Below are 24,902 nucleotides of genomic sequence, written 5' to 3' on the forward strand. Positions count from 1 at the left end.
TGCCCACCGGCGCCCACAACCTGAAGCAGCGTTGCACGGCGACAACACCCTGTGCTTTTTATTTCCGGCATTCGAAACCGAAATCCCGCGCCGCCGTATTTTGCCCACATGGTCGCGACATGGATTTTGCGATTACGGTTTGGGATCGTCCCGAAAGCTTGCGTGAAGGGCGGCTTCGTTTAGGAAATTCCCGAACCAAGGACTGGAGCGGGTATGATTCGTCTCATTGGCTATTTCTTCGGCATCGGCACGACGCTGGCCCTTTTGGTCGCGGCGGGCGTGGCGATCTATATCGGCCATTTGTCGAAGGACCTGCCCGATTATGAGGTGCTGGCCAAATACGAGCCGCCGGTGACGACCCGCATCCACGCGTCGGATGGCGCGCTGATGGCCGAATATGCGCGTGAGCGGCGGCTTTATCTGCCGATTCAGGCGATCCCGGATCGTGTCAAGGCGGCCTTCCTGTCGGCCGAGGACAAGAATTTTTACAATCACCCCGGCATCGACGTGACCGGCCTTGGCCGCGCCATTGTCGTCAACCTGCAGAATGTTGGCTCGGGAAAGCGCCAGGTCGGCGCCTCGACGATTACCCAGCAGGTGGCAAAAAACTTCCTGTTGTCTTCGGATCAGACCTACGAGCGTAAGATCAAGGAGATGATCCTCGCCTTCCGCATCGAGCAGGCCTATTCGAAGGATCGCATTCTCGAGCTCTATCTCAACGAGATTTTCTTCGGCTTCGGCGCCTATGGCGTCGCCGGTGCTGCACTCACCTATTTCGACAAATCGGTGAATGAGCTCACCGTGGCCGAAGCCGCCTATCTCGCCTCCCTGCCAAAGGGGCCGAACAACTACCATCCCTTCAAGCATGCCGATCGCGCCTTGGAGCGCCGCAACTGGGTCATCGACCAGATGGTCGAGAACGGCTACGTCACGCATGAAGAAGGCGAGAAGGCCAAGGCCGAGCCGCTCGGCGTCACGCCGCGCCGCACCGGCAACTATCTCTTCGCCGGGGAGTATTTCACCGAGGAAGTGCGTCGCCAGATCATCGCGCGCTATGGCGAGAATGCGCTCTACGAAGGCGGCCTTTCCGTCCGCACGACGCTCGATCCGAAGATGCAGCTGATTGCCCGCAAGGCCATGCAGAACGGTCTCATGAAGTTCGACACGTTGCGCGGCTACCGCGGGCCGGTCACGAGCATTGACATTTCCGGCGACTGGGGCGTGCCGCTGGGCAACGTCAAGCGATTGGAGGACGTGCCGGAATGGTCGCTCGCCGTCGTGCTCGACAGCTCTGCCACCGGCCTGTCCATCGGCCTGCAGCCGACGCGCCAGATCTCCGGTGAAATCGTCAAGGACCGCGTCGAAGGCACCGTCAGCAAGGAAGACATGAGCTTCGCCATGCGCCACGTCGTCGATGGCAGGACCGTCAAGGCGAAGTCGCCGGCCGACGTGCTGAAGCCGGGCGACGTGATTTTTGTGCAGAAGAACGAGGGCTCGGACAACAGCTACAGCTTGCGCCAGGTTCCCGAAGTGGAAGGCGGCCTGATCGCAATGGATCCGCATACCGGACGCGTCCTGGCCATGGTCGGCGGTTTCTCCTACGCGCAGTCGGAGTTCAACCGGGCGACGCAGGCCATGCGCCAGCCCGGATCGTCGTTCAAGCCGATCGTCTATTCGGCCGCCCTCGACAATGGCTATACGCCCGCCTCCGTGATCATGGACGGGCCGATCACCATCCAGAGCGGCAACACGACCTGGACGCCCAAGAATTACGACGGAACGGTTGCCGGCCCGGCGACCTTGCGCTCCGGCATCGAGAAATCGCGCAATCTGATGACGGTGCGGCTTGCCAACGACATGGGCATGAAGCTGGTCGTGGAGTATGCCGAGCGTTTCGGCGTCTACGACCATCTGGCGCCGTATCTGCCGATGGCGCTTGGATCAGGCGAGACGACGGTGATGCGCATGGTGTCGGCCTATTCGATCATGGCCAATGGCGGCAAGTCGATCAAGCCGTCGCTGATCGACCGCATCCAGGACCGCTACGGCAAGACCGTCTTTAGGCAGGACGAACGCGGCTGCTCGAACTGCAACGCCGCCGAGTGGCAGAACCAGCCAGAGCCGGAGCTGGTCGACAATTCCGAGCAGGTGCTCGATCCGATGACCGCCTACCAGATCACATCGATGATGGAGGGCGTCGTGCAACGCGGCACCGGCGCCACCATCAACGAGCTCGGCCGTCACATCGCCGGCAAGACCGGAACGACCAACGACGAAAAGGATGCCTGGTTCATCGGCTATACGCCGAACCTCGTTGTCGGCCTTTATATGGGCTACGATCAGCCGAAAGGCCTTGGCAAGGGCGCGACCGGCGGCGGCCTTGCCGCGCCGATCTTCAAGGATTTCATGCGCGTGGCGCTGGACGGCACGCCCAATGTCGACTTCAAGGTTCCGGAAGGCATGAAGCTGATTGCGATCAATCGCAAGACCGGCATGCGAGCCAACGCGGGCGACGCCGGAACCATCATCGAAGCCTTCAAGCCGGGTACCGGTCCCGCCGACAGCTATTGGGTGATCGGCATGGGTGCGGACGGCTCCAACGCCACCGGCGGGGCGCTGTCGCCGCAGGCCAACCAGGCCATCCAGTCGGGCGGCGGCGGGCTCTACTGATAATCGCTGCATCGGGTCGGACCGGCTTGACGATGATGGTCGAGCCGGTCCATTCCGCTTTACAGAGGCCGGTACATAAAGGGGCCGGCGCTTTACAGGAGACCGTGCCGTCCCTATGTATCGCGCCACCAAACCGCCATCCAGCAACAGGACAGAACAGCCAGCCATGCGCGCGGAAACGCAAAACATTGTCGACGAGATCAGGCAGGCAATCACCCTGCTGAGGAGGCATCTTTGACTGGGACCAAGCCATAAAGCGGCTTGAGTACCTGAACGTCCGTGCCGAGGATTCGAGCCTCTGGAACGAGCCGTTGGAAGCGCAAAAGCTGATGCGCGAGCGTCAGGGCCTCGAGGAAGGCATTGCCGCGGTCAAAGGCCTCACCCAGGCCCTGGAAGACAATATCGGCCTCATCGAGCTTGGCGAGGAAGAGGGCGACGAGGGCGTCATCGCGGAGGCCGAAGCGGCGATCCGCTCGATGCGCGGCGAGGCCAAGGCGCGCCAGATCGAAACGCTGCTGTCGGGCGAGGCTGATGCCAACGATACCTATCTGGAAATCCATGCCGGTGCCGGCGGCACCGAAAGCCAGGACTGGGCCTCGATGCTTCTGCGCATGTATACGCGCTGGGCCGAGCGCCGGCGCTTCAAGGTCGAGGTGCTTGAAGTGCATGACGGCGAAGAAGCCGGCATCAAGTCCGCCACGCTGCTGATCAAGGGCCACAACGCCTATGGCTGGCTGAAGACGGAATCGGGCGTGCATCGTCTCGTGCGGATTTCTCCCTATGACAGCAATGCGCGCCGCCACACCTCCTTCGCCAGCGTCTGGGTCTATCCCGTCATCGACGATACGATCGACATCGACGTTTCAGAATCCGACGTCCGTATCGACACCTATCGGTCGTCGGGATCGGGCGGCCAGCACGTCAACACCACCGATTCGGCGGTGCGCATAACCCATCTCGCCACCGGCATCGCGGTTGCCTGCCAGGCCGAGCGCTCCCAGCACAAGAACAAGGCCAAGGCCTGGGAAATGCTGCGCTCGCGGCTTTACGAGGAAGAGCTGAAGAAGCGCGAAGCGGTGGCGAACGCCACCGAAGCCTCGAAGAGCGATATTGGCTGGGGCCACCAAATACGGTCCTACGTGCTGCAGCCCTATCAGCTGGTGAAAGATCTGCGCACCGGCGTCGAGAGCACCAGCCCGTCGAGCGTGCTCGACGGCGACCTCGACGATTTCATGGAAGCCTCGCTGTCGCAGCGGATCGAAGGTGGCGCCGGCGAAACGGTGGCCGATATCGACTGAGGCCGCCGGGCACCAATCCGGCAGGAATATGGGTTCATCACGCGAGCGTTACGGCCATCGCGCGAGAGTGACGAGCTCTCAATTCGCACTTACCTGTCGTTCTACAACTTTGTTTTTCATCGGATTCTTCAAAATCGATTTCCGCTTTTGACGCGGATGTCTCGGGCCGCCGGTGCCAAGCCTGGAACCAGCGCGAGCCAAATCCCGTTATTGGCGATCCCGTTGCCGGGCTTGACCAGGTTTCGTCAATCAGGGCGGCAGGTTGGTTCCGACTGCAGAGGTCGGCGTCCGGTTGCGACAGCAATTGCTTGCGCCAACCAAGGAATCAGCCCAGCATTCATGCGCTGGGGAGGAAAAAAGCATTTATGGCCGGACGCGGCGTATCTGCGACCTGACGATCCGGCCACTGGGAAGACACGTTCCGGGAACGGGCAAGCGAGATGCTTGACAACCGTTGATAGGAACTGCGCTCATGCCTGCTCTCACAACCAGACCGGCCTCAGTCGCCCGCACGGCGCGCCGACTCCTGAATTCACTTGTCGCGGCAGTGGTTTTGATTGCTGCCGCCATTCCATTTGCGGCGCCTGCTCTGGCGCATGATGCCAAACCGACCGCGGCCATGCCGCAAGGCTGGAGCTATCCGTTCTCTTGCTGCTCGGGCTATGATTGCCGCGAGGTCTCTCAGACATCGATCAGCGAACGTCCGGAGGGCTATGTCATCAAAGGAACCGGGGAGGTCGTGGCCTATAGCGACAAGCGGATCAAGAATTCGCCCGACGGCGAATATCATTGGTGCTCCGTTGCCGGTGCCAATGACGGAAAGACCATCTGCCTGTTCGTGCCGCCATCGTCCTATTAGCGCATGACGCCCAAAGCTTGCCGACGGGGTGACCCGAGGGTGTGCGGCGGCGTTGGCTCGATGAGCCTTCGATCGGCACTCTAGCACTGTTAACCTGTGCATCGCAGGCTCACAGGCCTGCTGACTGGCAGTTGTCAGGAGCGTTTCTTTATGCTGCCTTTGCCGTACGGGGCGGCGGCATTGTGAGGGACCAATTCATGACCATCAAGGCAAGCTGCCACTGCAAGGCGACGACGTTCGAGGTTTCGCAAGCGCCGCAGACGGTGACGCGATGCACCTGTTCCTTCTGTTCGAAACGCGGTTCGTTGTGGGCCTATTACACCCCATCGCAATTCAGACTCACCAGCCCGCCGGAGAATGTTTCGTTCTACCAGTGGGGATCGAAAACCATAAAACACGGTTTTTGCGCCACCTGCGGCTGTGGCACCTTCACCGAGACGCCGGACTGGTCGACAGGCGAGCCGAATTTCGACAATCCCAAGATCAGCGTGAACTCGCGGCTGTTCGACGATTTCGATCTCGACACGGTCGAAGTGGTGGTCATCGACGGCAAGAATCTCTGGTAGCCGGTCGAATTGCGGTGGTCGCACGAGCCGCCGCAGGCGTGTGGAATTGGGCCGGGAAAAGCCGCGGCAACGGCTTTTGCTGGTCCGCTTTTCGCCGCATTTCATGTTACAAGTCGCTGGAAGGGCTGATGCGGTGCGCCGTTGCGCGGCCGTGGAATGGAGAGGGACCACCATATGAAAAAGATTGTGCTCGCCGTCGTGGCGACGGCTGTGCTCGTGAGCGCATGCACCACCGATCCCTACACCGGGGAACAGAAGGTTTCCAACACCGCTGCCGGCGCCGGTCTCGGTGCTTTGGCGGGTGCCGGGCTCGGCATGCTAGCCGGCGGTAACGACCGCCGCAACGCGCTGATCGGCGCGGGCATCGGCGCGCTTGCCGGCGGTGCCATCGGTGCCACCATGGACCAGAACGAGGCCGAACTGCGCCGACAGCTTCAGGGCACCGGCGTCAGCGTCACACGCACCGGCGACCAGATCATCCTCAATATGCCGTCCGACATTACCTTCAACGTCGACCAGGACGCGGTGAAGGCCGGTTTCTATCCGGTGCTGAATTCAGTGGCCCTTGTGCTGAAAAAGTTCCGCCAGACCACGGTCGACGTGTTCGGCCACACCGACTCGACCGGCAGCGACGAGCACAATTTCGACCTGTCGCAGCGCCGTGCTTTGGCGGTCGCCAACTATCTGTCCGGACAGGGCGTCGATTCCCGCCGCTTCGCCGTCACCGGCTTCGGCAAGACGCGTCCGATCGCCTCCAACGCGACCGCTGCCGGCCGGGCTCAGAACCGCCGCGTCGAGATCCAGCTGTCGCCGCTTACCTGAGGCAAGCGCACAAACCTAGAGCGGCCTCGCAAGGGGCCGCTCTAATGGCTATGCCGGCCCTATGGCCGCCGGCACCCTTCATTCGTGATGTCAGGACCGGGCCGGTTGATCGACAATCGCGGCAACGATCCGGCGCACGATCGGAAGCACAATCAGCAGACTGGGAAACGCCACAAGCCATGAAGCGCCCCATGCATAGCTCCAGGCCGCTATAAACCCGTTCGTCCAGCCTGCGCCGATTGCCGTCGAAACCGCCGAGACAATCGACGACATCAGAATCGAAAGAACCAACGGCATCACCACCGCGCCGTAGGAGGGCGGCAGCTTTCTCAATTTGAAGGCTTGGTCCGGTGATGCTTGCATCGAAGTCTCCTAATCAGAAAATATGCGTAGGCGTTATTGTGAGGACGATCAGGCGGCATATGCCGTCTGCAGCGCCAATTCTCGAATGAAGCTTCGCAGCGAACGCGGCTCGCGGCCAAGCACGGCACGCAACGTCAGGCTGTTCCCGCCGAGGCCGTATTTGGCGTAGTAGCTGTGTACTTTGGCCAGCATCTGCAACTGCCGGTCGGTATAGGGAAGGCGGGCCTTCGCCGCCCAGTCCTGAAATGTCGGCTCGCCCGCCGAAACCGGCCGGCCAAGCTCTTCGCTCATCATGGCGACGACCTCTTCGCGGCTGTGCATACCGTCGGCGCACAGCTCGAGGGTCGCATAGGACAAACGCGCTTCGGTCAGTGCGATCGCTGCCACTTCAGCGACATCGCGGTAGTCGACGCGGGCGAGCTTCGCCGTCTTTGGAAACGGCTCGGCGAAAACGCCATGCTCGACGACAGAGGGCCAGGCCGCCGCGATATTCTGCATGAAATTGGCCGGGTGCAGAACGGTGTATTCCATGTTCGTCGAATAGAGGGCAGCTTCGACGGGTACCTTGCTTGCATGGTTTTCCAGCCTCGTGTTGGTGGGCTGGATCACCGACGAAAAAACGAATTTCCGAACGCCTGCTCGCGCCGCCGCCTCAACCATGGCAACCCCCATGGCGGCTTCGTCGGGAGCAAAGGCCGGTCCGATGTGAAAGACACCGTCGACACCTTTCACGGCCTGCTCAAGGCTCTGATGGTTGCGCAGATCTCCGATCGCGATCTCGGATGCGCCGGCTTTCCGGGCTTTTTCGGCACTCGCGGCGTCACGAACAAGCGCCCGAATCCTGGCATTGCGGCCGACGAGTTCAGGCACTACCAAACCGGCAACGCGGCCTGCGGCGCCTACGACCAGGATGGTTGGACTGGACGTTCGCATGACGATCTCCTTCCCTCGAGTCTGCCTTTCGGCCTGTGCAGGGAAGATAAAATCTAGCGAACTGCGTTACAATTAATCGAATTTGCGATAGTTTCTCCCGATTTTCGGGAGAATGAGCGATGAGCCGGATAGATGATTTCGAAGCCTTCATTGCCATTGTCGAGCATGGCAGCCTGACGGCTGCCGCACGCCGGCTGAACCGCTCGCTGCAGTCGGTCAGCCGGGCCCTGGCGACATTGGAGGAATCAATCGGGGTCGAGCTTCTGCACAGGACGACACGCCGCTCGACGCCGAGCGAAGCCGGAGCGGCCTTTTTCCAGCGCATCAAACCCGCCGTCGAGGAAATTAACGAAGCCAGGCTTCAGGCGGCCAATCGACGGTCGGAGCCGTCCGGCATCCTGCGCATGAGCGCCCCGGTTCTGTTCGGCCCGGACTTCCTCGTGCCGGTTATCGCCGACTATATGCGGACATATCCCCGGGTCGAGGTTGACCTCCAGCTTTCCGATGAATTTGTCGATCTCGATGCCGAGGGTCTCGATCTGGCGGTAAGGATCGGCAATTTGCCGGATTCCAATTTACGTGCGAAGCGCCTGGGCGCACTGCGGCGCGTGGTGTTCGGCGCACCTGCCTACTTCCAGCAACACGGCCGACCGGCCCATCCGCTCGAATTGCGCGAGCATGAATGCATCGTACGAACCGATGACGGCCGCCCAGGCGAATGGATGTTTCAGATAGAAGGCAAGCCCCGGCCGGTGAAGGTCGCGGGCACCTTCCGGTCAAATTTGATGATATCGATCTATGCAGCCGCGGTTCACGGATTGGGTTTGGGCTACTCGCCGCTTTGGCAGGTAAAACACCTGGTGGACGACGGCCGCCTGGAACTGGCTCTGACCGAATTCGAGCCAGTGCCGGTGCCGATACACGCCGTGTGGCCGGAAGGCAGATCATCCTCGGCCAAAGTCCGCGCTTTTCTGGACCTGTTGGCATCCCGCCTGGAACTCAAGAACCTTTAGGCGCAGACCAAACTCAACGCCGAGCTTACCTCATTGACATCAAGTTCGTGACTAGAACAGCCGTGGCGGCATCGAGTGCGGGTTGATGGACCTCCGAATGACCGATGTCCTTCAACTGATCGGTCGTCAAATCTGCCAGTGCCCTCCGTCTTGCGGCGGTCCGCCGCCATCCCGTGAAGGCAGCGATCATCATTGCTGCGCCTTTCAAGCTAGACCCAAGCAAGCGTTTGGACATGCTGCGGGCGGCGCGAGTTTCCGAGTGAGCCATTGTTTTGGTCTCCCATTTCGAGTTTGCGCATGGGAGCGTGCCACGCAGACGTTTTCGGCCTGTTCGGCTGGGCGTGAACAACTGGGAGAAGTCCGGCGATCCGCCGTTAAATCGGTGTTAAATCGATCCACCGAGATGCTATTCTGTCGCCGCGGTCAAAGTCTGGAGACGATTTGTGCGCATCCGGTTGCTTGGTGGCCTGGAGGTTACTTCCCCGGAGCACCGGCCTGTCCGGTTCGCCACACGCAAGACTTCGCTCCTTTTTGCTGCCCTGGTTCTCGCGGGCCGCCGCGGCCATGGTCGCGAGCAGCTTTCCGAAGCCTTTTGGCCGGGGCGAAGCAACGGGCAGGCCCGCAATAGTTTGCGGCAAGCGCTGGTCGACATCAGGCGCACGTTCCCCGCCAGCTCGGATGCAGCCGTCTACATCTATGGGGATCAGGAAACCGTTGCGCTTATTGCCGGTCCGGATGAGGCGGACATCTCGATCTTCGACCGGAAATTGGAGCAGGGCCGAACCGCCGATCTCGCCTTCGCCGCCGATCTCTACCGCGGTGAGCTGCTTGCCGGGCAAGCCATCCCTGACGAACTGGACGAGTGGTTTGGACCGTATCTGAGCAAGTATCAGCGCAAGGCGCTGCAATTGGTCGACCGGCTGAGCCTGGCGCTGCCCGCACCCGGCTCAGCCGAAGAGACGGCCTGCGAAGGGCTCGCGGAGCGATTGCTCGCCTCGGATCCGACGGCGGAGGCAGCCCATCGGGCGCTGATCCGCATCCATGCTCATCGAGGCCACGAAAACGCGGCCTTGCGTCAGTTCGAGCTGTGTCGGGCAGCTTTAAGGAAACATCTGAACGCCGAGCCTGAAGAGCAGACAAGCTCGCTGGCGGCTTCCCTGCAGTCCCGTGAACGACCTGAACATCAGCGGCCGGAGCCAAGCTCTGGCGCCGCATCACTGGCGCCGGTTCTGGCAGTCCCGACGAGGCGCGACGACCAGCCATCGATTGCGGTGCTGCCGTTTCAGAACCTAAGCGGTGATATCGAGCAGGAATATTTTGCCGACGGCATGGTGGAAGACATTGTCACCGCCTTGGCTCACTTTCGGCACCTGTTCGTAGTCGCACGGAATTCGAGCTTCACCTACAGGGGACGGTCCATAGACATAAAGCAGGTCGGGCGTGAGCTGGGCGTGCGCTATGTGGTCGAGGGAAGTGTTCGCCGGGCGGGCGACCGCCTGCGCATCGCCGGGCAGCTCATCGACACCTCGACGGAGGCCTATCTCTGGGCCGACCGTTTTGACGGGACGCTCGCCGAAGTCTTCGATCTGCAGGACCAGGTCGCCTCGAGTATTGTCGGCGCAATCACACCGAAAATGGAGGAGGCTGAGATCGAGCGTGCCAAACGCAAGCCGACAGAAAGCCTCGACGCTTATGATTACTACCTCCGCGGGCTGGCGGCCTTTGACCGGACGATCACTAGTAGATCGGCCATCGACGATGCCTTGCGCCTCTTCATGAAAGCGATCGACCGTGACCCGGAGTTTGCCGCAGCCTATGCGCGGGCGGCGCGGTGCTACGCCACCCGAAAAAGCAACGGCTGGATGACAGACCGCGCGAAAGAGAATGCCGAGGCTACTCGACTGGCCAGGAGAGCGGTCGAACTCGGAAGGGACGATGCGATTGCGCTTTCCTTCGGTGGATACGTCCTCGGCTACGTAGGTGGCGACCTTGACGACAGTGCGGCTTGCATCGATCGCGCGCTCGTTCTCAACCCGAATCTAGCGGCCGCGTGGGGCCTAAGCAGCTGGGTCAAGGCTTGCTTTGGCGAGCCAGGCAAGGCCGTCGAGCACGCCGCGCTTGCCATGCGCCTAAGCCCATTGGATCCACGTCTGTTCGCTTGGCAATTCAACACCGGGCTCGCTCATTTTTGTGCCGGCCACTACGATGACGCCGCCGCTTGGGCGGGAAAGTCGCTACGGTACCAACCGAACTACGTGAGCGCGATGCGTGTAGTGGCGGCGAGTCATGCCCTGGCGGGACGCCTGTCGGAAGCGCAGCAGACTATGGCCCGGGTGTGCGAGGTCGATCCCTCGCTGCGGCTCTCGAATCTCGCCGAGGTGCTGCCGCCGTTTTATCGACCGGACGATCGCAGCAGATATATCGAAGGTCTTCGCAAGGCTGGCCTGCCGGACTGACTCGCGGCAACGCTTCGCGCGGCCGTGGGACGCGCAAGCTGGATATCAGACCTTGGCGACGATCCGCATGAAGGCCGGCATGTCGTCGCCGAAGCCGACGGTCGCGTCATTGTCTTCCTGGCGCTGGCGGGCAGGGCGCTCGCGCTGCGGCCTGGTGTCGCCGCGTTCGGGCGCGCGCCGTTCGTTGCGATCGGGGGAAGCCTTCCGTTCAGGTGAAGCCTGGCGCTCGCTGTTTTCCGAGCGGATCGCCTCCTTGCGGGTACGCCGCTCGCCAATATCGGCGACGGCGGCTTCGGCCACGACCGGCTGTTCCTCGCTAACCGCTTCCGGCGCTGCTTCTTCGCTGCGCTTGGCGTGGCGTTCACGCGGCTTGCGCTCGCCCCTGTCCTTGGCGTCGTCCTTACGCCCGGCGCGGCGTGGCGCACCACGGCCACGGCGCGGGGCCTCGTCCTCGCCGCCCTCGCTGGCGACGACTGTCGACAGGTCGCCGTCATGCCACTCGATCTTGGTGCCGATCAGCCGTTCGATGGCGTCGATGTATTTGGTGTCCGATTTGGTCGCGATGGTGAAGGATTTGCCGGAGCGTCCGGCGCGGCCGGTGCGGCCGATGCGGTGGACATAATCCTCGGCGTGGATCGGCACGTCGTAGTTGAAGACATGGCTGACGTCGGGAATGTCGAGGCCGCGCGCCGCGACGTCCGAAGCGACGAGGTACCGCAGCTTGCCGTCACGGAAATTGGCCAGCATCTGCATGCGCGCGCGCTGGTCCATGTCGCCGTGCAGAGCGCCGGCGTCGAAATCATATTTGAGCAGCGAACGGAACAGCTCCGACACCTCGACCTTGCGGTTGCAGAAGATGATGGCGTTCTTCAGCTCGGCATCCTCGGCCTTCATCAGATTGCGCAGCGTCTCGCGCTTGTCCCAGGGTTTTGGCCCGGATTTCACCAGCCGCTGGGTGATGTTGGTGGCGGCCGATGCTGCCTTCGACACTTCGACGCGCACCGGCGCGTGCAGGAATTTCTCGGTGAGCTTGGTGATTTCCGGTGGCATCGTCGCCGAGAAGAACAGCGTCTGCCTGGTGAACGGGATCATTTCGCAGATGCGCTCGATATCGGGAATGAAGCCCATGTCGAGCATGCGATCGGCCTCGTCGATGACGAGGATCTCGACGCCGTTGAGCAGGAGCTTGCCGCGTTCGCGATGGTCGAGCAGGCGGCCTGGCGTCGCGATCAGCACGTCGGCGCCGCGCTCGAGCTTCTTGTCCTGCTCGTCGAAGGACACGCCGCCGATCAGCAGCGCGATGTTGAGCTTGTGGTTCTTGCCGTATTTGACGAAGTTTTCCTCGACCTGCGCGGCGAGCTCGCGCGTCGGCTCGAGGATCAGCGTGCGCGGCATGCGGGCGCGGGCGCGGCCCTTTTCCAGCCGGGTGAGCATCGGCAGGACGAAGGACGCCGTCTTGCCGGTGCCGGTCTGGGCAATGCCCAGCACATCCTTGCCGAGCAAGGCGTGCGGGATAGCACCAGCCTGGATCGGCGTCGGCTCGGTGTAGCCGGCATCGGTAACTGCGGAAAGGACCTTCGGCGACAGGCCGAGGTCTGCGAAGGTCAACGCTTCTTGAGCGATCTGGGTGTCTGAGGACAAGTTTGGCGGTCTTTGGCTGGTTCGGGGGCGCAACGTAAGCAGTCGCGGCAAGCGCCGCGCGCCTGCAAGATTGGTATTGCAGGTAGGCGCAAGCCCACGATTTGTCAACACAAACGGGCGGCATTGGCACGATTGTGAAGTCGTAACCTTAATCGCGATGCTTAATTTACGCAGTGGCTGCCGCGCCCGCTCAATACCTGAACTGTTCGGCGAGAATGCGCTCGTTCCACGAATGATTGGGATCGAACAGCAGCGTCGCCGTTGCCGTCGGCGATTCCCTTACCGTGACCGTCGTCACCGCCTTGACCTCGGTGTGGTCGGCGGCGGCGTTCACCGGCCGCTTTTCCGGCTCCAGAATGTCGAAACGCACGCTCGCCTTGTTGGAGAGCAGCGCGCCGCGCCAGCGGCGCGGACGAAACGGGCTGACCGGGGTCAGCGCCAGCAGCGGAGCGTCGAGCGGCAGGATCGGCCCGTGCGCGGACAGATTGTACGCGGTCGAGCCGGCCGGCGTCGCAATCATCACGCCGTCGCAGTGCAATTCCTCCAGCCGCTCTTGCCCATCCACGGTGATGCGGATCTTGGCGGTCTGGTAGGACTGGCGCCAAAGCGCGACCTCGTTGATCGCCAGCGCCGAAATCGTCTCGCCCTCCGCCGTAACTGCCTGCATCTCCAGCGGACGGATCGTTTCGGCAACGGCCGCCGCGATGCGCCCGGTCAAGCCGCTGGCGCGGTATTCGTTCATCAGGAAACCGATGGTGCCACGGTTCATGCCGTAGACCTTCTTTCCCGTGCTCATCGTCTCACGCAGGGTCTGCAGCAGAAAGCCGTCGCCGCCGAGCGCCACGACGATCCCAGCTTCTTCGACGGATGCCTGGCCGTAACGCGCAGAAAGGCTTTCCAGCGCCGCATTGGCGTCGGCTGTACCGGATGAGACGAAGGCGAAACGGTTGGCGGTTTTGCTCATGGCTCTCAACGACAACCGATTGGCGACGACCGTTTGGCGACCGATTGGCGGCGACCGGTTGCTGGGCCGCGCCAGCGCCGGGTTAGCATGGGTGGGCATTTCTGCAAAGGGCGGGAGGTGTCTTGATATGGCGGCCGAACATGGCGCACTCGCGCATCGTGTCGGAGGACAAAATGATGTGATGGTTAAGGCCCGCCTTAAGCCCTCGTAAAGCCGGATCGATCATGTTAGCCGGCAGCGGACGGGCGGCGTGGGGGCTAACCAGTCGAGGCCGATCTATTGCCGCTGGCACGCTTGATTATCGTCTTCCTGATGCTGGCAAGTTTTGCCCTGGCTTTCGCGGAACTGGTGCGCCAGTCGGAAGAGAAGAGTTTTAGACGGCAGCCCACCGCCTCACGCTGCGGCGACGCGGCGGGGACACCCTGTCCGCAAAGGGCGCTTTGACGTTACTACGCTGGTCCTTAACGGGCGAGCAGATGACAGCCGGCCTGGCGCTTTTGCGCGAGATACTCGTCGACAAGCTGGCGATAGCGGACTCTCCCGAAGCTCGGGAAATGGCCGCCATGCACGACCGAGACATCGAAATCGCGCAGGCGCAGCAGCGTTTCGACATAGTCGTCGATATCGGAGTGATAGACGTCGTCGATCAGCGGGCCGTCATAGATGATGTCGCCGGAAAACAGGATGCCCGTCCTGTTTTCGTAGAGCGCAACGCCGCCGGGTGAATGACCGGGCGTGTGGATCACCTCGAAGGCACGGTCGCCGAGATCGAGGATATCGCCTTGCTCGAGCAACCGGTCGGCCGGTGCGGGCAGGATCCGGTAGCGCTTCGTGTCCCAGCCTTGCGGCATGCCGTCGAACATCTCGTCGGTGGCATAGCGGTCGGCAACCGTCCATTCGTTGCGCGGGTCGGCGAGGATCCCGGCCTCGGCCGGGTGCACGCAGCGGTCGGGAAATTCGTGATGGCAGCCGATATGGTCGAAATGCGTGTGGCTGGCCACGCAGGTGAGCTTGCGCTCCGTCAGCAGCGGCACGTGGCGCCGCAAGCTGAAATGGCCGAGGCCGGTGTCGAACAGAAGATCGCTGTCGCGGCCGCGCACATGCCAGATGTTGCAGCGGAAGAACGGCTTGATCCACGGCTCGTGGATCAGCGTCACGTCATCTCCCATGCGGATCGTTTCGTACCAGTGGCCGGCGTCGATGGTTGGAAGCGTGCTCATGTTCAGTCCGCAAGCAGGATGATGTCGCCAGCATCGCACGATACCGCGACCACGTCGCCCGGCTGGACGGCCGATGCCGAGGGAACCTTGGCGATGAAATGCAGCGCCGGGTCGGTCGCGGAGGTCCCCAGAACACGCTTGAAGCTGCCCTGAAAGACGACATCGCTCACCTTGACCGTGCCAAGCGCCACGCCGCCACTGGTTGCGCCGAGGATAAGATGCTCCGGCCGGACGGCCAGCGCAACGGTCGAGCCGGCCGGCAATGTGCCAGGCACGGAGAGCGACCCAAGCTTCGTGGTGACGGTGAGCTTGCCGCTCTTCGCCTCCGTCACCGTTCCCGATATCAGCGTGCTTTCGCCCATGAAGGTCGCGGAAAAGCGCGTCGCCGGCCGTGCATAGACACGCTCGGGCGGTCCTTCGTCCTCGATGCGCCCGTCATTCATCACCACGCAATGATCGGCCAGCGCCATCGCCTCTTCCTGGTCGTGGGTGACGTGGATGAAGGCGGTGCCGACGCGTTTCTGGATCGCCTTCAACTCGTCCTGCATCTGCCGGCGCAATTTCAGGTCGAGCGCGCCGAGCGGCTCGTCGAGCAACAGCACCGCCGGCTCGACCACCAGGGCGCGCGCCAGCGCCACGCGCTGCCGCTGGCCGCCGGAAAGCTGATGCGGCTTCTTGTCGAAGGCGGTGGCGAGGCCAACCAGCGCCAGCGCCTCGCGTGCCCTTGCTGCCCGGGTTGCGCCATCGACGCCCTGCATGCGCAGACCGAAGCCGACATTGCTGCCGACGCTCATGTGCGGGAACAGCGCATAATCCTGGAACACGGTCGTCGTCGGCCGCTTCGCCGGTGGCACTGCGGTGCAGTCCTCGCCGCGGATCAGCACCTTGCCTTCGCTCGGTGTGACGAAGCCGCCGAGGATGGACAGAAGCGTCGTCTTGCCGGAGCCGGATGGCCCGAGCAGGATCGTGTAGCTGCCCGGCTCGATCGTCAGCGAGACGTTCTTCAGCACGGTGAGCTGGCCGAAGCGATGCGAGACCGAGCTTATATCGACCAGTGGCGCACTCATGCCGGCTTCCTCCGCAACAGCATCAGCTCGAACAATACCACCAGTACGATGGAGACGGCGAAGACCAGCGAGCCGACGGCGTTGGTCTTGGGATTGAGGCCGGAGCGCAGCAGGTTCCAGATCTCGACCGGCAGCGTCGTGTCGAAGCGCGTCAGCAGGAACGAGATGACGAATTCGTCCCAGGAGAAGGTCATCGACAGGAAGAAGCCGGCGAAGATCGCCGGCGCCATAACGGGTACGGTAATCAAAAGCAGCACCTTCCATTCGGCGGCGCCGAGATCGCGCGCGGCGCGCTCGATATTGATCTGGTGGTCGCCCATCTGGCTGTAGATGATGGCAAAGCAGAGCGGCAGGTTGATCACGACATGGCCGATGCCGGCGGCAAGTAGCGATTTCGGTATGCCGGTCCAGTTGAACAGCACCAGCAGCCCCATGCCGATGATGAGATAGCTGACGGTCAAGGGCAAGGTGATCAGCCCGCGCATCAGGCCCGAGCCCGGCAAGGCGAAGCGCGCAAAACCCCAGGCGGAGAGAAAGCCGAGCGTGACGGCGACAGCCGAGGAGACGACCGCCACCAGCAGCGAATTGACCAGCGCCGAAGTCAGCCGCGTGTCGGCGAGCACGGCCTCGTACCAGCGCAGCGACGGCCCGGTGAAGGGCGGGATCGGAAACGAGGTTGCCTGCAGCGAAAACAGCACCAGAACGACGACCGGCAGAAATATGAAGCCGTAGATTGCGATGGCGTAAAGGCCGGAGACGAGGCGGATGAAAGCGCGCATGGTCAGGCCCGCTCGATCTTCAGCCAGCGGGCGCAGAGGTAGGCGATGGTGACCACCGCCATCAGGATGATCGACAGCGCCGAGGCGAGCGGAAAGTCGCCGCGCCGGCCGATCTGCATCATGACGAGCTGCGGCATCAAAAGCTCGTTGTTGCCGCCGAGGATCTGCGGCGTGATGTAGTCGCCGATGCACAGCACAAAGGTGAGGAAGGCACCGACCATGATGCCAGGCAAGGTCAGCGGCAGAACGACATGCAGGAAAGTCCGCAGCGGCCCGGCGCCGAGGTCGGCGGCGGCCTTGCGGTAGCTGGGGCTGAGCTGCTTCAGATTGGCGAAGATCGTCAGCGTCAACAGCATGACGAAGAAATGCACGAAGCCGGTGATGGTGGCCAAACGCGTATTGGCGAGTTGCAGCGGTTCGCCGAACAGGCCGGAGCCGGTCAACGCGCGGTTGACGACGCCGTTCTGTGCCAGCACCAGCAGCCACGAATAGGAGCGCACGACATAGGAGGTCCAGAAGGGCAGCACCGCCAGCATCAGCGCCAGCCGCTGCCAGCGCTCCGGCACCTGTTCGGCCAGAATCCAGGCAAAGGGATAGGCAAGCAGCACCGAGATAATGGTGACGATCGCTGTGACCTGTAGCGAGTTCACCATCGCCTGCCAGTAGGACTGATTGGCAAAGAATTGGCTGTAGTTGGACAGCGTGAAGCCGCCGCCTTCGTGCGCCGTCAGGCTAGATACCGCCATGGCGACGAAGGGCAGCACGAAGAACAGCAACGTCCAGCCGAGCGCCGGCGTGACCAGCGCCCAGGGCAGGGCGCGCCCGCTGTTGGCGGCGTTCACGACCGGCAGCCGGTCATTGCGCCTGCAGCATTTCGGTCCAGACGTCCTGCATCTTCTTGTCGAGATCGGCATTCGGCGCCGGATAGGCCTGGGCGCGGGCGAGGAATTCCGGCTGCTCGTCGAAGCGCAGGATCTTCTTCTGCTCGTCGCTCAGGGCCGCCTTGCTGTTGGCCGGCATGCCCCAATAGCAGGACGAGGTGGCGAGCCGCGCCTGCCCTTCGGGGCTCATAATGTACTGGATGAATTTAAGCGCCAGATCCTTGTTCTTGGAATCCTTGAACATTGCCAGCGACTGCGACCACAGCACCGCGCCTTCTTTCGGAATAGAGAAGTCGAGGGCAGGGTTTTCCTTGGCCAGCCCAGCCGTCACCCATTCGCCGCCGCCGACCAGTATGTCGACCTCGCCTGTCGCCAGCGCCGTCTGGCTGGCGGTCACTTCGCCGACCAGCTTGGCGTTGGCCTTCATTTTGAGCAGCTCTTCCTTGATGGCAGGAAGGTCGGCTTCCGTCAGTTCCGCAGTCTTCTTACCGATCGCCAGTGCGGCCATGCCGATGACCGGCAGGTAATAATCGTAGATGGCGATCTTGCCCTTGTATTTGTCGCCGGTCAGCGCGGCAAGCGACTGCATGTCGGCCGGGTCGACCTTGGTCTTGTTGTAGCCGATCGTGTTGTAGCCGAACTTTTCGGTGATGCCGTAACGCTTGCCGTCGACGACGGTGGAGCTATCCATCTTCACCTGCGGAAACAGATCGGCCAGCGGCAGCTTATCTTCCGGTAGCGGTTCGAACAGGCCTTTTTCGACGCCCCGCGGTATGTCGATGCTGTCGATCACCATCACGTCCCAGTCGCCCGGCTGCGACTGTTCGACGATCGCCAGGCCGGCGCCGGTGCCTTCGAACTCCTTGACATTGACCTTGACGCCGTTCGCCTCCTCGAACGGCTGCAACAGCGCCGGATCGGCGTGATCGCACCAGATCAGCGCGTTGAGGTCCTGCGCCTGAGCGAGGCTGCCCGCCGCCAGTAGCAGTGCTGCCGCGGCACACGCGCCCTGGCTCTTCAGAACGGAAAGCGGATTCCTGACGGTTGGATTGGGGGTCTTTGGATTGACGGACATCGAGTGTTCTCCCTTGCCTTTTTGGCTTGTAGCAAAAAATTGAACCAATTCTAAAATTGAGTCAATTCTGTTTTTGTGGCAAACAGCCGCTATGAGCGGATTGCGGGCAAGGCAGAAGGCGGATCGGCACCGCCGCATCATCGAGGCGGCGGCGGCGCTTTTCCGCGATGCCGGCTATGAAGGCGCCAAGATCGAAACTATCGCCGCGCAGGCCGAAGTCTCGGTCGGCACGATCTACAACTACTACCAGAACAAGGGCGACATCCTCGGCGCGATCGTTTCGATGGAGGTCAACGAGGTGCTGAATGCCGGGCGCGGCGTCGTCGCCAACCCGCCAGCCAATGTCGGCGACGCTCTCGATACGCTGCTCGGCATCTATATCGAACATTCGCTGCATTATCTCAGCAAGGAGATGTGGCGGCAGGCGATGGCGATCTCGACGCAACTGCCGGACAGCCCGTTCGGCCAGGCCTACACGGCGCTCGACCGGGCACTGACCGAGCAGATTCGCGCGCTGATCGCCAGGCTACAGGCGCTCGGCCTGGTGCGCCGCGACATCGATGGTCCCGCGCTCGGCGAACTCATCTTCAACAACATGAACATGATGTTCATCGAGTTCGTGAAGCGCGAGGAGGCGAGGATTGCAGAATTGCGCACGGCGATACGCAGGCAGAACCGGATATTGGTGGCGGCGATTGGGGTGTAAGACGATCAAGGGCGAGTAGGACCAGCAACACAAATCGCCGCAGCCGGAGTATCGCCTAACGGTTGATCAGCCATAGAATGGCCGAGAGCACGATGCTGACCAGTATCGCCGTGGTGATAGGGACATAAAGCCTGAAGTTCTCACGCTCGATCACGATATCGCCGGGCAGCCTGCCAAGGCCGGAGCGGGCCAACCAAGGCCACAGCAGGCCTATGGCGACTATGCTGAGACCAACGACGATCAGAGTTCGCGACATGGCATCCTGCCGGAAAGTGTCGTGCCAGAAATATAGTGTTGACGGATCTTGCAAGCAGCGCTTCCACTCGATATTGCCTCTTGAGTTGAGGTTGAAATCTGTTACAACCTGAACGGGCATCAAAGGAGGGATTGGATGCGGATTTCCATCTGGCATTGGGCTATACTGCTGCTGCTGATCGGCGTGCCTGTTTTCTTTGCCGTTCGGTCAGCCGCAAAGCCATTACAGGATCCTTCGGCTCTCGTAGGTTTTGGAGGCTGGCTTATGCTGCTGGCGATTGGACAGTGCTTGGCACCTTTCCGCACGCTGGCTGAGCTGTTCTCTTCGAGCGGGGGCTATCGACAGCTAATGACGCTCCCCAACGGCGCCTTGGCGGTCTACGGCGAGGTCGCCCTGTTGCTGGCGTTTCTGGTGCTCCAGCTGGTTGTGTTCGTTGCAATGCTCCGGCGGAGTTCCCGTTTCAAGCAGCTGTTCCTGTATCAGTGGTTTGCAATACCAATCGTGTTTATTCTGGACACGACATGGATCTCAGCGGTTATGAGCGCTCCTGTGAGCTTGGTGCTTGCAGGGGATGCGCTGGTAATGCCCGCAGTTTCTTTTGTCCTGACCGGGATCTGGGTCGCCTACGTCTACAAGTCGGTCAGGGTGAGAAACACGTTCGACCGGGCCGCGATATCCGGTCAGGTCGCGAGTGCTTCATAGAGCTTGCCGCGAGCCCTATGTATGGCAGCCGACAAAAATGCCGGGCGCGCTGCATCGACCCAGATTACCCGGCCTGTAGGCCTGCTCGAGCGAGGATTTCAGGAGCCGGCGTGACATGCCCGTGCGGCTTGCAGTAGCCGGGGTCGATCGCGCGATAGCCAAGCAGATGGCCGAGTGGCGCCAGGATCCCCAGCGCCACTCGCTGAATAGCAGGTGGCGGGTGCGTGAAGACGATCACGTCGGCAAATTCCCTGGCGATGACCGCTGCCTGAAGCGGCGAAGGCCTGCCTTTTCTGTCCACCTTGCCGGCATTGGCCAGGCCGAAGAGCATGCCGATCAGCAGCTCGAAACGGTTCGGGTCGACATTGTCTGCACCTGGCGCCCGGTCGACTTCGACCAGCACATGCGCTTCTTCGGTTTTGCTGCTGTTCCACCAATCATGTGCGACGCCTGCTTCGACCGTGGCGGATTGGCCTGGCCCCAGGGACAAAGTCTTCCCGGCGATGCGAGCGTCGAGCCGGCCGCCGAGGACGGCAAACCGTTCCGTCAGGTTCGGGTGGTAGTGCTCGCCCACCACTGCGGCTCCCGGTCGGGCGGTCAGATGAGCGATGCCAGGTCCCTGGCCGCGGTCTTCGGTGCCACGCAGGATGACGGCATATTCGCCGGTCACCTTGTTCTCGTAGACATCTCCACAGCGTGACCTGGATCGGCTCCGGAGTTTCAGACCACCAGGGCCCGGCAAGTTATCGTCAAAGGGTTGGTCGTTCAACGACGCTCGAACGGGCGATTGCGGAAACACTAGTTGCCGGCTCTTCGTCAACGCGGGCGATCAGCGCTCTACCGGACATGCTTTGGCGGCCGCGCTCGCGGAAACGGCACGACCGTCAGTGGCGCCTTGCGGAATTCCGCGATGGCTATTTCTTCAATCAGCGCGTCGAGGGCCTCGTTGACGCGTCGGCTCGTTTCATCCGCGCCGTAGAGGCGGTTTTGTGCGCATTCCAAAAGTTCGCGTGCCGCGGCGAAATCACTTCGCATGACAACACCCTTTGGTTTTTGGCCCGCCGCACGGCCATTGTCGGCGCGCTTAATTGAGCGAGTGCTAATATACACTGGAGCAATTTAATCGAATGCTGTTAAGTGGCCGTCGGGAGGCGGGACGAACCTATGGCCCAGCAAAAAGCAAGACAGGAATGAGCTCGGCGTCTCTTGGTAGGAGATGCTTGAGCCCGATCTGGTTCAGGCTAAGCCGGCAATTTCACGGGAACTTTCTGGCGATCCCGACGCTTCCGGTACGTACCGTCCTAATCTTTCGTATAGTCAGGCCCAAAACGGGTCGGCAGGTTGTCGGCGAATTTCAACCAAGGGAGCTTCTCCTCAAAAGCGACATGCAGCGTAGGTGCAAATTTTTCTGGCTCCTCCATCGCCGCCGCAAAAAAATGCATGACATCAGACATGTTCTTTGAGCGGAAGGACAGCGGCGTGCCACAGTGATCGCAAAATGTTCTTTCCACACCGGGAGAAGAGTTGAATACCTTCGGTAGCTTGCCCAGCCATCGCCATTGGCCGTTCAAGACGCCAATATAGGTGGTCATCGGCGCAGAACATTGCCGCCGACAACTTTCACAATGACAGACCACGCAGGCCTGTGCCGGGCCATCGACTGCAAAGGCAATAGCGCCACATAAGCAATGACCGCGCATGCAAATTCTCCTTGAGCCAACAAGGACAGCTTCATGCCTGGGCGTGAGGGAGGCGCCATGAAATGCGTCGAGCTGGCGCCCAATTCCGACATTCGGCGCTGGCGATTGTCCTCGCCTGCGCGAGGCGTTGCCTCCAAGCTGCCTTCACTATCGCCTTTGCGACATATTGAAATGTTCGTAGAGTTTCTCCGCCAGGCCGCTGGCGCCAAAGCCCGTCAATACCGATGAAAGTGCCAGCGGCGCCTTCTTGTCGAGCATGGCCTTGGCGATCATCAGATCGTCGCTTCGCTTATGAGTCCGCAGCCTAATACGATCTTGGGCGGCTTAAGAATTCTCTGGCGGCGGCAATCTGGCGCCGATGCTCGCGAAGGAATGCCGCGCCGAAGCAAATGGCGAAGGCCAGGACTGACAGGCTTGTCGTTGCTCGTGATGCAGGGTCAGGATCGGGACTTACCAGGAAACGGCAGCCGAACGCCAAGGCGAAGACGACAACGCCACCAAACATGCCGCTGACGAAGGGGGCGGTCGTGCGTTTCTGCTCCAACGAAGACTCCTAGGTTTTCCGCTAGGGAACTATGGTTTCCGCTAGGGAATATATGCGTTGAAGCTGATGTGCTACCGATCCCGACGGCCCCGGCCTGTGGATATCGGGGATGAGCAGATATCAAGCGCCCCGGAGGTCTCAAGAAGCCCGTGCTGGTGCCCCCGGACGGGATCGAACCGCCGACCTTCGGTTTACAAAACCGCTGCTCTACCAGCTGAGCTACAAGGGCACGGCGCTCCGGTTAGCATATTTGCTGCGCCAGTAAAGACAAAACTCCGTTTTTCGGTTCCCGGCGACCGCGCCGGTTCTGCCGCCCAGGGCGTCCTGAAAACGGCCAATTCGCTCCCTATATTGATGCAAGGTGCAATCGCATCAGCGAGGCAGTCGCATGATCAGGTTTGTCATCATTCTCCCGCTCGTCGTCGTGGCCTGGGTTCTCCTGGTGAAACTCGTCAAGGACCTGAAGCGCGCCAATATCGACTGGACAGGCGTCACCACCATCATCGGCTTCATCGCGCTCGCGTTCTGGCTTCGCCATATCACCGGCATGGGCTGAGGCCTGCCGATTGTTCCGGTGGATTGTCGACCAGCGCGACCGTTCGTGGTCGCGGCTGACAGTATCAGACTGGCACCCGACTGCCCCCTTTTTCTGCGTGTCTGAGTGGCAGGGCAGAGGGGTTGTTCCTCCGAACCTCTTAGGACCTGGGTTCCTCGCCCGCCGAAGCGGGGAGAGGTGGCCGCGAAGCGGCCGGAAAGGAGCCTTCGTAGGGCGCGGTCCACTCTTCGTCGCGGCTTCGCCGCGCCACCTCTCCCCACTTCCGTGGGCGAGGAACCCAAGCTGGAATAAAGTCGCGCTCCGTCAGCCTCTCTGTCCTGTCGAACATCGCTTAAGGCGAGATCGGATGCCGCTTCAGCATTCGCCAACACTCTTGCCGATGTACAGGGATTTCCCGACAGCCTAATCTACTGCCGAGCCGAAACAGGGAGAGAGGGCGCTTGGGCGAGCACGATCCGAACGAAGAGCCGATCGAGACGGTTTTCCGCAACGGCACAATCACCACCGTCGGCATCCTGCTGGCGTTCTCGCTGGGCTTCATCACGCATTGGGCCGCCAACCCGATACCATGGGAAATCTATCACCTGGCCGCCGTCGTGCCGATTTTGATCGGCATTGCCCTGCAGATACGAGCGCTGCGGTTGCTGCTCGACATAACGTCTCTACAACGGCGCGTTTATGAACGCGCCAATCGTATCTTCATTGCCGGCCTCATCTTCACCGCCTGCGGAGTTGGGCTGGCGATGCTGCTTGATTTCTACGACCTATCGACCAAGAGCGCGGTGCCCGGGGGCTAGCTCTGGCCATCCTGGCAGATGTCGCACCATTCGGCGCTGGTCAGCGCTGCCATGCGCTCGGTTCGCTGCCAAGGCCGGGAGGGGTCGGCAGGCCGCCGATCATCCTCGTCACCTGCGCTGCTGCATCGCGCACCAGCGGGCCGATTTCGGCCAGCCGCTCCGGTGTGACCCGTACCGTCGGCCCGGAGACCGAGACGCCGCCGATCGGTTCGCCGAATTCGTTGAAGATGGCGGCGGCGACACAGCGCATACCTGGATGCCGCTCCTCGTCATCGACCGACCAGCCGCGCAGCTTGATCGTCACCAGATCGCGGGCGAGCGCCGAGATGTCGGACAACGTGTTTTCGGTGAAGCGCTCCAGCCCGGCCCGGCGCAGTATGGTGGCTACCCGTTCCGGCTCGAGATGCGCCAGCACCGCCTTGCCGATGCCCGAGGCATGGAAGGAACTGCGCGTGCCCGGCCGGAAGAAGGCGCGGATCGCCTGGTGCGTCTCGACCTGGCTGACGAAGACGACGCAATCGTCCTCGGCGACGCCGAGATTGGCGGTCTCGCCGGTCTTCTCCATCAATTCCTGCATGACGATGCGGGCGCGGTCGACCAGCTTACGGCGGCGCAGGAACGCTGCGCCCATGCGATAGGTCTCGACGCCGATCGACCACAGCTGGTCGGTGCCTTCGAACTCGACCATGCCATGGTTCTCCAGCGTCGTCAGCATGCGGTAGGCGGTGGATGCCGGCAGGCCGGAACTGGCGGCGATCTCGCTCAACGACAGGCCGCTGCCATCGGCGACGATTGCCAGGATGCGCAGCGCCCGGTCCAGCGACTGCACCGAGGCCGCCTCGGACGGCCCGTTGAAAGCGCGCGGCCGGCCGCGCTGGCGTTTTTCGGTGGTTTCCATCGGGCCATTCTTCGCTCTGTTCGCCCAACAAGCAATGAAAAAGTTTTTCACCGGCCGGCGAAGCGAATTTATGGAAAACAGGGAGGCCAATCAATTCAAGCAGCAAGAGCCGTTCCCTGGAAATGAAAAAATATTC

The 24,902-nt window shown here is 61.8% G+C and carries 28 protein-coding genes and 1 tRNA gene; 12 read left to right on the forward strand and 17 right to left on the reverse strand.

The genetic code is table 11. The features are described 5' to 3' along the window. Nucleotides 1–213 precede the first annotated feature (213 nt). From NKH78_RS13845 to NKH78_RS13865, 5 genes are all read left to right on the forward strand, one after another. Entirely contained in the window at nt 214–2,670 is a 2,457-nt protein-coding gene (locus tag NKH78_RS13845; protein WP_352508562.1) for a penicillin-binding protein 1A, read from the forward strand. A gap of 166 nt (nt 2,671–2,836) precedes the next feature. Then, nucleotides 2,837–3,968, forward strand: a protein-coding gene (prfB, locus tag NKH78_RS13850) for a peptide chain release factor 2 (RefSeq protein ID WP_352752614.1) whose coding sequence is annotated in 2 segments (ribosomal slippage) — nt 2,837–2,902 and nt 2,904–3,968 — 1,131 coding nt in all. Because the reading frame shifts where the segments join, the coding sequence is not laid out codon by codon here. A 472-nt stretch (nt 3,969–4,440) separates the two neighbouring features. Then, nucleotides 4,441–4,827 carry a hypothetical protein gene (locus NKH78_RS13855; RefSeq protein ID WP_352508561.1) on the forward strand — a complete coding sequence of 129 codons (387 nt, stop codon included), beginning with the start codon at nt 4,441–4,443 and terminating at the stop codon, nt 4,825–4,827. A gap of 197 nt (nt 4,828–5,024) precedes the next feature. Next, nucleotides 5,025–5,393, forward strand: a complete 369-nt coding sequence (locus tag NKH78_RS13860; RefSeq protein ID WP_352739745.1) for a GFA family protein — start codon at nt 5,025–5,027, stop codon at nt 5,391–5,393. Between the two features lie 174 nt (nt 5,394–5,567). After that, the gene (locus tag NKH78_RS13865; RefSeq protein WP_254817106.1) at nt 5,568–6,215 is read left to right on the forward strand and encodes a YiaD family glycine zipper/OmpA-like lipoprotein; all 648 of its coding nucleotides are present in this window, start codon (nt 5,568–5,570) and stop codon (nt 6,213–6,215) included. 90 nt (nt 6,216–6,305) lie between these two features. On the opposite strand, the gene NKH78_RS13870 is transcribed toward NKH78_RS13865, so the two are convergent. Both NKH78_RS13870 and NKH78_RS13875 read right to left on the reverse strand, forming a co-directional pair. Continuing rightward, nucleotides 6,306–6,578: a DUF2798 domain-containing protein gene (locus tag NKH78_RS13870; protein WP_254817107.1), complete on the reverse strand. Its 273-nt coding sequence runs from the start codon at nt 6,576–6,578 to the stop codon at nt 6,306–6,308. Nucleotides 6,579–6,626: 48 nt separating this feature from the next. Continuing rightward, nucleotides 6,627–7,511 (reverse strand): NmrA/HSCARG family protein, encoded by an 885-nt coding sequence (locus NKH78_RS13875; protein ID WP_352777934.1) that lies wholly within the window; start codon nt 7,509–7,511, stop codon nt 6,627–6,629. 119 nt (nt 7,512–7,630) lie between these two features. Here NKH78_RS13875 and NKH78_RS13880 point away from each other — a divergent pair, with 119 nt between their 5' ends. Further along, nucleotides 7,631–8,524, forward strand: a complete 894-nt coding sequence (locus NKH78_RS13880) for a LysR family transcriptional regulator (RefSeq protein WP_352739749.1) — start codon at nt 7,631–7,633, stop codon at nt 8,522–8,524. Between the two features lie 25 nt (nt 8,525–8,549). On the opposite strand, the gene NKH78_RS13885 is transcribed toward NKH78_RS13880, so the two are convergent. After that, entirely contained in the window at nt 8,550–8,792 is a 243-nt protein-coding gene (locus NKH78_RS13885; protein WP_352689927.1) for a YjiS-like domain-containing protein, read from the reverse strand. A 175-nt stretch (nt 8,793–8,967) separates the two neighbouring features. On the opposite strand from NKH78_RS13885, the gene NKH78_RS13890 reads away from it, so the two are divergent. After that, nucleotides 8,968–10,980 (forward strand): BTAD domain-containing putative transcriptional regulator, encoded by a 2,013-nt coding sequence (locus NKH78_RS13890; RefSeq protein WP_352739751.1) that lies wholly within the window; start codon nt 8,968–8,970, stop codon nt 10,978–10,980. Nucleotides 10,981–11,025: 45 nt separating this feature from the next. On the opposite strand, the gene NKH78_RS13895 is transcribed toward NKH78_RS13890, so the two are convergent. From NKH78_RS13895 to NKH78_RS13925, 7 genes are all read right to left on the reverse strand, one after another. Continuing rightward, entirely contained in the window at nt 11,026–12,621 is a 1,596-nt protein-coding gene (locus NKH78_RS13895) for a DEAD/DEAH box helicase (protein WP_352477469.1), read from the reverse strand. A gap of 190 nt (nt 12,622–12,811) precedes the next feature. Further along, nucleotides 12,812–13,585, reverse strand: coding sequence for an NAD kinase (locus NKH78_RS13900; protein WP_352649923.1), 774 nt, complete (start codon nt 13,583–13,585; stop codon nt 12,812–12,814). Between the two features lie 461 nt (nt 13,586–14,046). Beyond that, on the reverse strand, nt 14,047–14,805 hold the full coding sequence (locus tag NKH78_RS13905) for an MBL fold metallo-hydrolase (protein ID WP_352508553.1): 759 nt from the start codon (nt 14,803–14,805) through the stop codon (nt 14,047–14,049). Between the two features lie 2 nt (nt 14,806–14,807). After that, nucleotides 14,808–15,872, reverse strand: a complete 1,065-nt coding sequence (locus NKH78_RS13910; protein WP_352508552.1) for an ABC transporter ATP-binding protein — start codon at nt 15,870–15,872, stop codon at nt 14,808–14,810. Beyond that, nucleotides 15,869–16,651: an ABC transporter permease gene (locus NKH78_RS13915; RefSeq protein ID WP_352508551.1), complete on the reverse strand. Its 783-nt coding sequence runs from the start codon at nt 16,649–16,651 to the stop codon at nt 15,869–15,871. The genes NKH78_RS13910 and NKH78_RS13915 overlap by 4 nt, the downstream gene beginning before the upstream one ends. Nucleotides 16,652–16,653: 2 nt before the next feature. After that, nucleotides 16,654–17,493, reverse strand: a complete 840-nt coding sequence (locus NKH78_RS13920; RefSeq protein WP_502899803.1) for an ABC transporter permease — start codon at nt 17,491–17,493, stop codon at nt 16,654–16,656. Between the two features lie 13 nt (nt 17,494–17,506). Further along, a complete protein-coding gene (locus NKH78_RS13925) occupies nt 17,507–18,607 on the reverse strand; it encodes a polyamine ABC transporter substrate-binding protein (protein WP_352739753.1) in 1,101 nt (366 codons plus the stop codon). Nucleotides 18,608–18,698: 91 nt separating this feature from the next. On the opposite strand from NKH78_RS13925, the gene NKH78_RS13930 reads away from it, so the two are divergent. Next, complete coding sequence (locus NKH78_RS13930) at nt 18,699–19,313, forward strand: TetR/AcrR family transcriptional regulator (protein ID WP_254817119.1); 615 nt, start codon at nt 18,699–18,701, stop codon at nt 19,311–19,313. A 55-nt stretch (nt 19,314–19,368) separates the two neighbouring features. On the opposite strand, the gene NKH78_RS13935 is transcribed toward NKH78_RS13930, so the two are convergent. Then, entirely contained in the window at nt 19,369–19,569 is a 201-nt protein-coding gene (locus NKH78_RS13935; RefSeq protein WP_254817120.1) for a DUF2905 domain-containing protein, read from the reverse strand. Nucleotides 19,570–19,704: 135 nt separating this feature from the next. Here NKH78_RS13935 and NKH78_RS13940 point away from each other — a divergent pair, with 135 nt between their 5' ends. Next, a complete protein-coding gene (locus tag NKH78_RS13940; RefSeq protein ID WP_352705033.1) occupies nt 19,705–20,271 on the forward strand; it encodes a DUF2569 family protein in 567 nt (188 codons plus the stop codon). A 64-nt stretch (nt 20,272–20,335) separates the two neighbouring features. On the opposite strand, the gene NKH78_RS13945 is transcribed toward NKH78_RS13940, so the two are convergent. Further along, complete coding sequence (locus NKH78_RS13945; RefSeq protein WP_352777931.1) at nt 20,336–20,941, reverse strand: cupin domain-containing protein; 606 nt, start codon at nt 20,939–20,941, stop codon at nt 20,336–20,338. 26 nt (nt 20,942–20,967) lie between these two features. Here NKH78_RS13945 and NKH78_RS13950 point away from each other — a divergent pair, with 26 nt between their 5' ends. After that, nucleotides 20,968–21,363, forward strand: a complete 396-nt coding sequence (locus NKH78_RS13950; protein WP_352739756.1) for a hypothetical protein — start codon at nt 20,968–20,970, stop codon at nt 21,361–21,363. Between the two features lie 209 nt (nt 21,364–21,572). Here the strand turns inward: NKH78_RS13950 and NKH78_RS13955 are convergent, their stop codons facing one another. The 4 genes from NKH78_RS13955 to NKH78_RS13970 all read right to left on the reverse strand — a co-directional run bounded on the left by NKH78_RS13955 (nt 21,573) and on the right by NKH78_RS13970 (nt 22,744). Continuing rightward, complete coding sequence (locus NKH78_RS13955) at nt 21,573–21,971, reverse strand: GFA family protein (RefSeq protein ID WP_352739757.1); 399 nt, start codon at nt 21,969–21,971, stop codon at nt 21,573–21,575. Between the two features lie 147 nt (nt 21,972–22,118). Beyond that, on the reverse strand, nt 22,119–22,244 hold the full coding sequence (locus NKH78_RS13960) for a hypothetical protein (protein WP_352705027.1): 126 nt from the start codon (nt 22,242–22,244) through the stop codon (nt 22,119–22,121). Nucleotides 22,245–22,275: 31 nt separating this feature from the next. After that, the gene (locus NKH78_RS13965) at nt 22,276–22,515 is read right to left on the reverse strand and encodes a hypothetical protein (RefSeq protein ID WP_352705025.1); all 240 of its coding nucleotides are present in this window, start codon (nt 22,513–22,515) and stop codon (nt 22,276–22,278) included. Between the two features lie 153 nt (nt 22,516–22,668). Then, nucleotides 22,669–22,744, reverse strand: a tRNA-Thr gene (locus NKH78_RS13970). 159 nt (nt 22,745–22,903) lie between these two features. Between NKH78_RS13970 and NKH78_RS13975 the strand changes: the two genes are divergently transcribed. Both NKH78_RS13975 and NKH78_RS13980 read left to right on the forward strand, forming a co-directional pair. After that, nucleotides 22,904–23,071: a hypothetical protein gene (locus NKH78_RS13975; RefSeq protein ID WP_292661863.1), complete on the forward strand. Its 168-nt coding sequence runs from the start codon at nt 22,904–22,906 to the stop codon at nt 23,069–23,071. 440 nt (nt 23,072–23,511) lie between these two features. Then, nucleotides 23,512–23,868 (forward strand): hypothetical protein, encoded by a 357-nt coding sequence (locus NKH78_RS13980; RefSeq protein ID WP_352477490.1) that lies wholly within the window; start codon nt 23,512–23,514, stop codon nt 23,866–23,868. Between the two features lie 40 nt (nt 23,869–23,908). Here the strand turns inward: NKH78_RS13980 and bhcR are convergent, their stop codons facing one another. After that, nucleotides 23,909–24,766 carry an HTH-type transcriptional regulator BhcR gene (bhcR, locus tag NKH78_RS13985; protein WP_352883111.1) on the reverse strand — a complete coding sequence of 286 codons (858 nt, stop codon included), beginning with the start codon at nt 24,764–24,766 and terminating at the stop codon, nt 23,909–23,911. Nucleotides 24,767–24,902 lie beyond the last annotated feature (136 nt).

It is taken from the genome of Mesorhizobium sp. M0910, from assembly GCF_040319465.1.
Taxonomy (GTDB): domain Bacteria; phylum Pseudomonadota; class Alphaproteobacteria; order Rhizobiales; family Rhizobiaceae; genus Mesorhizobium.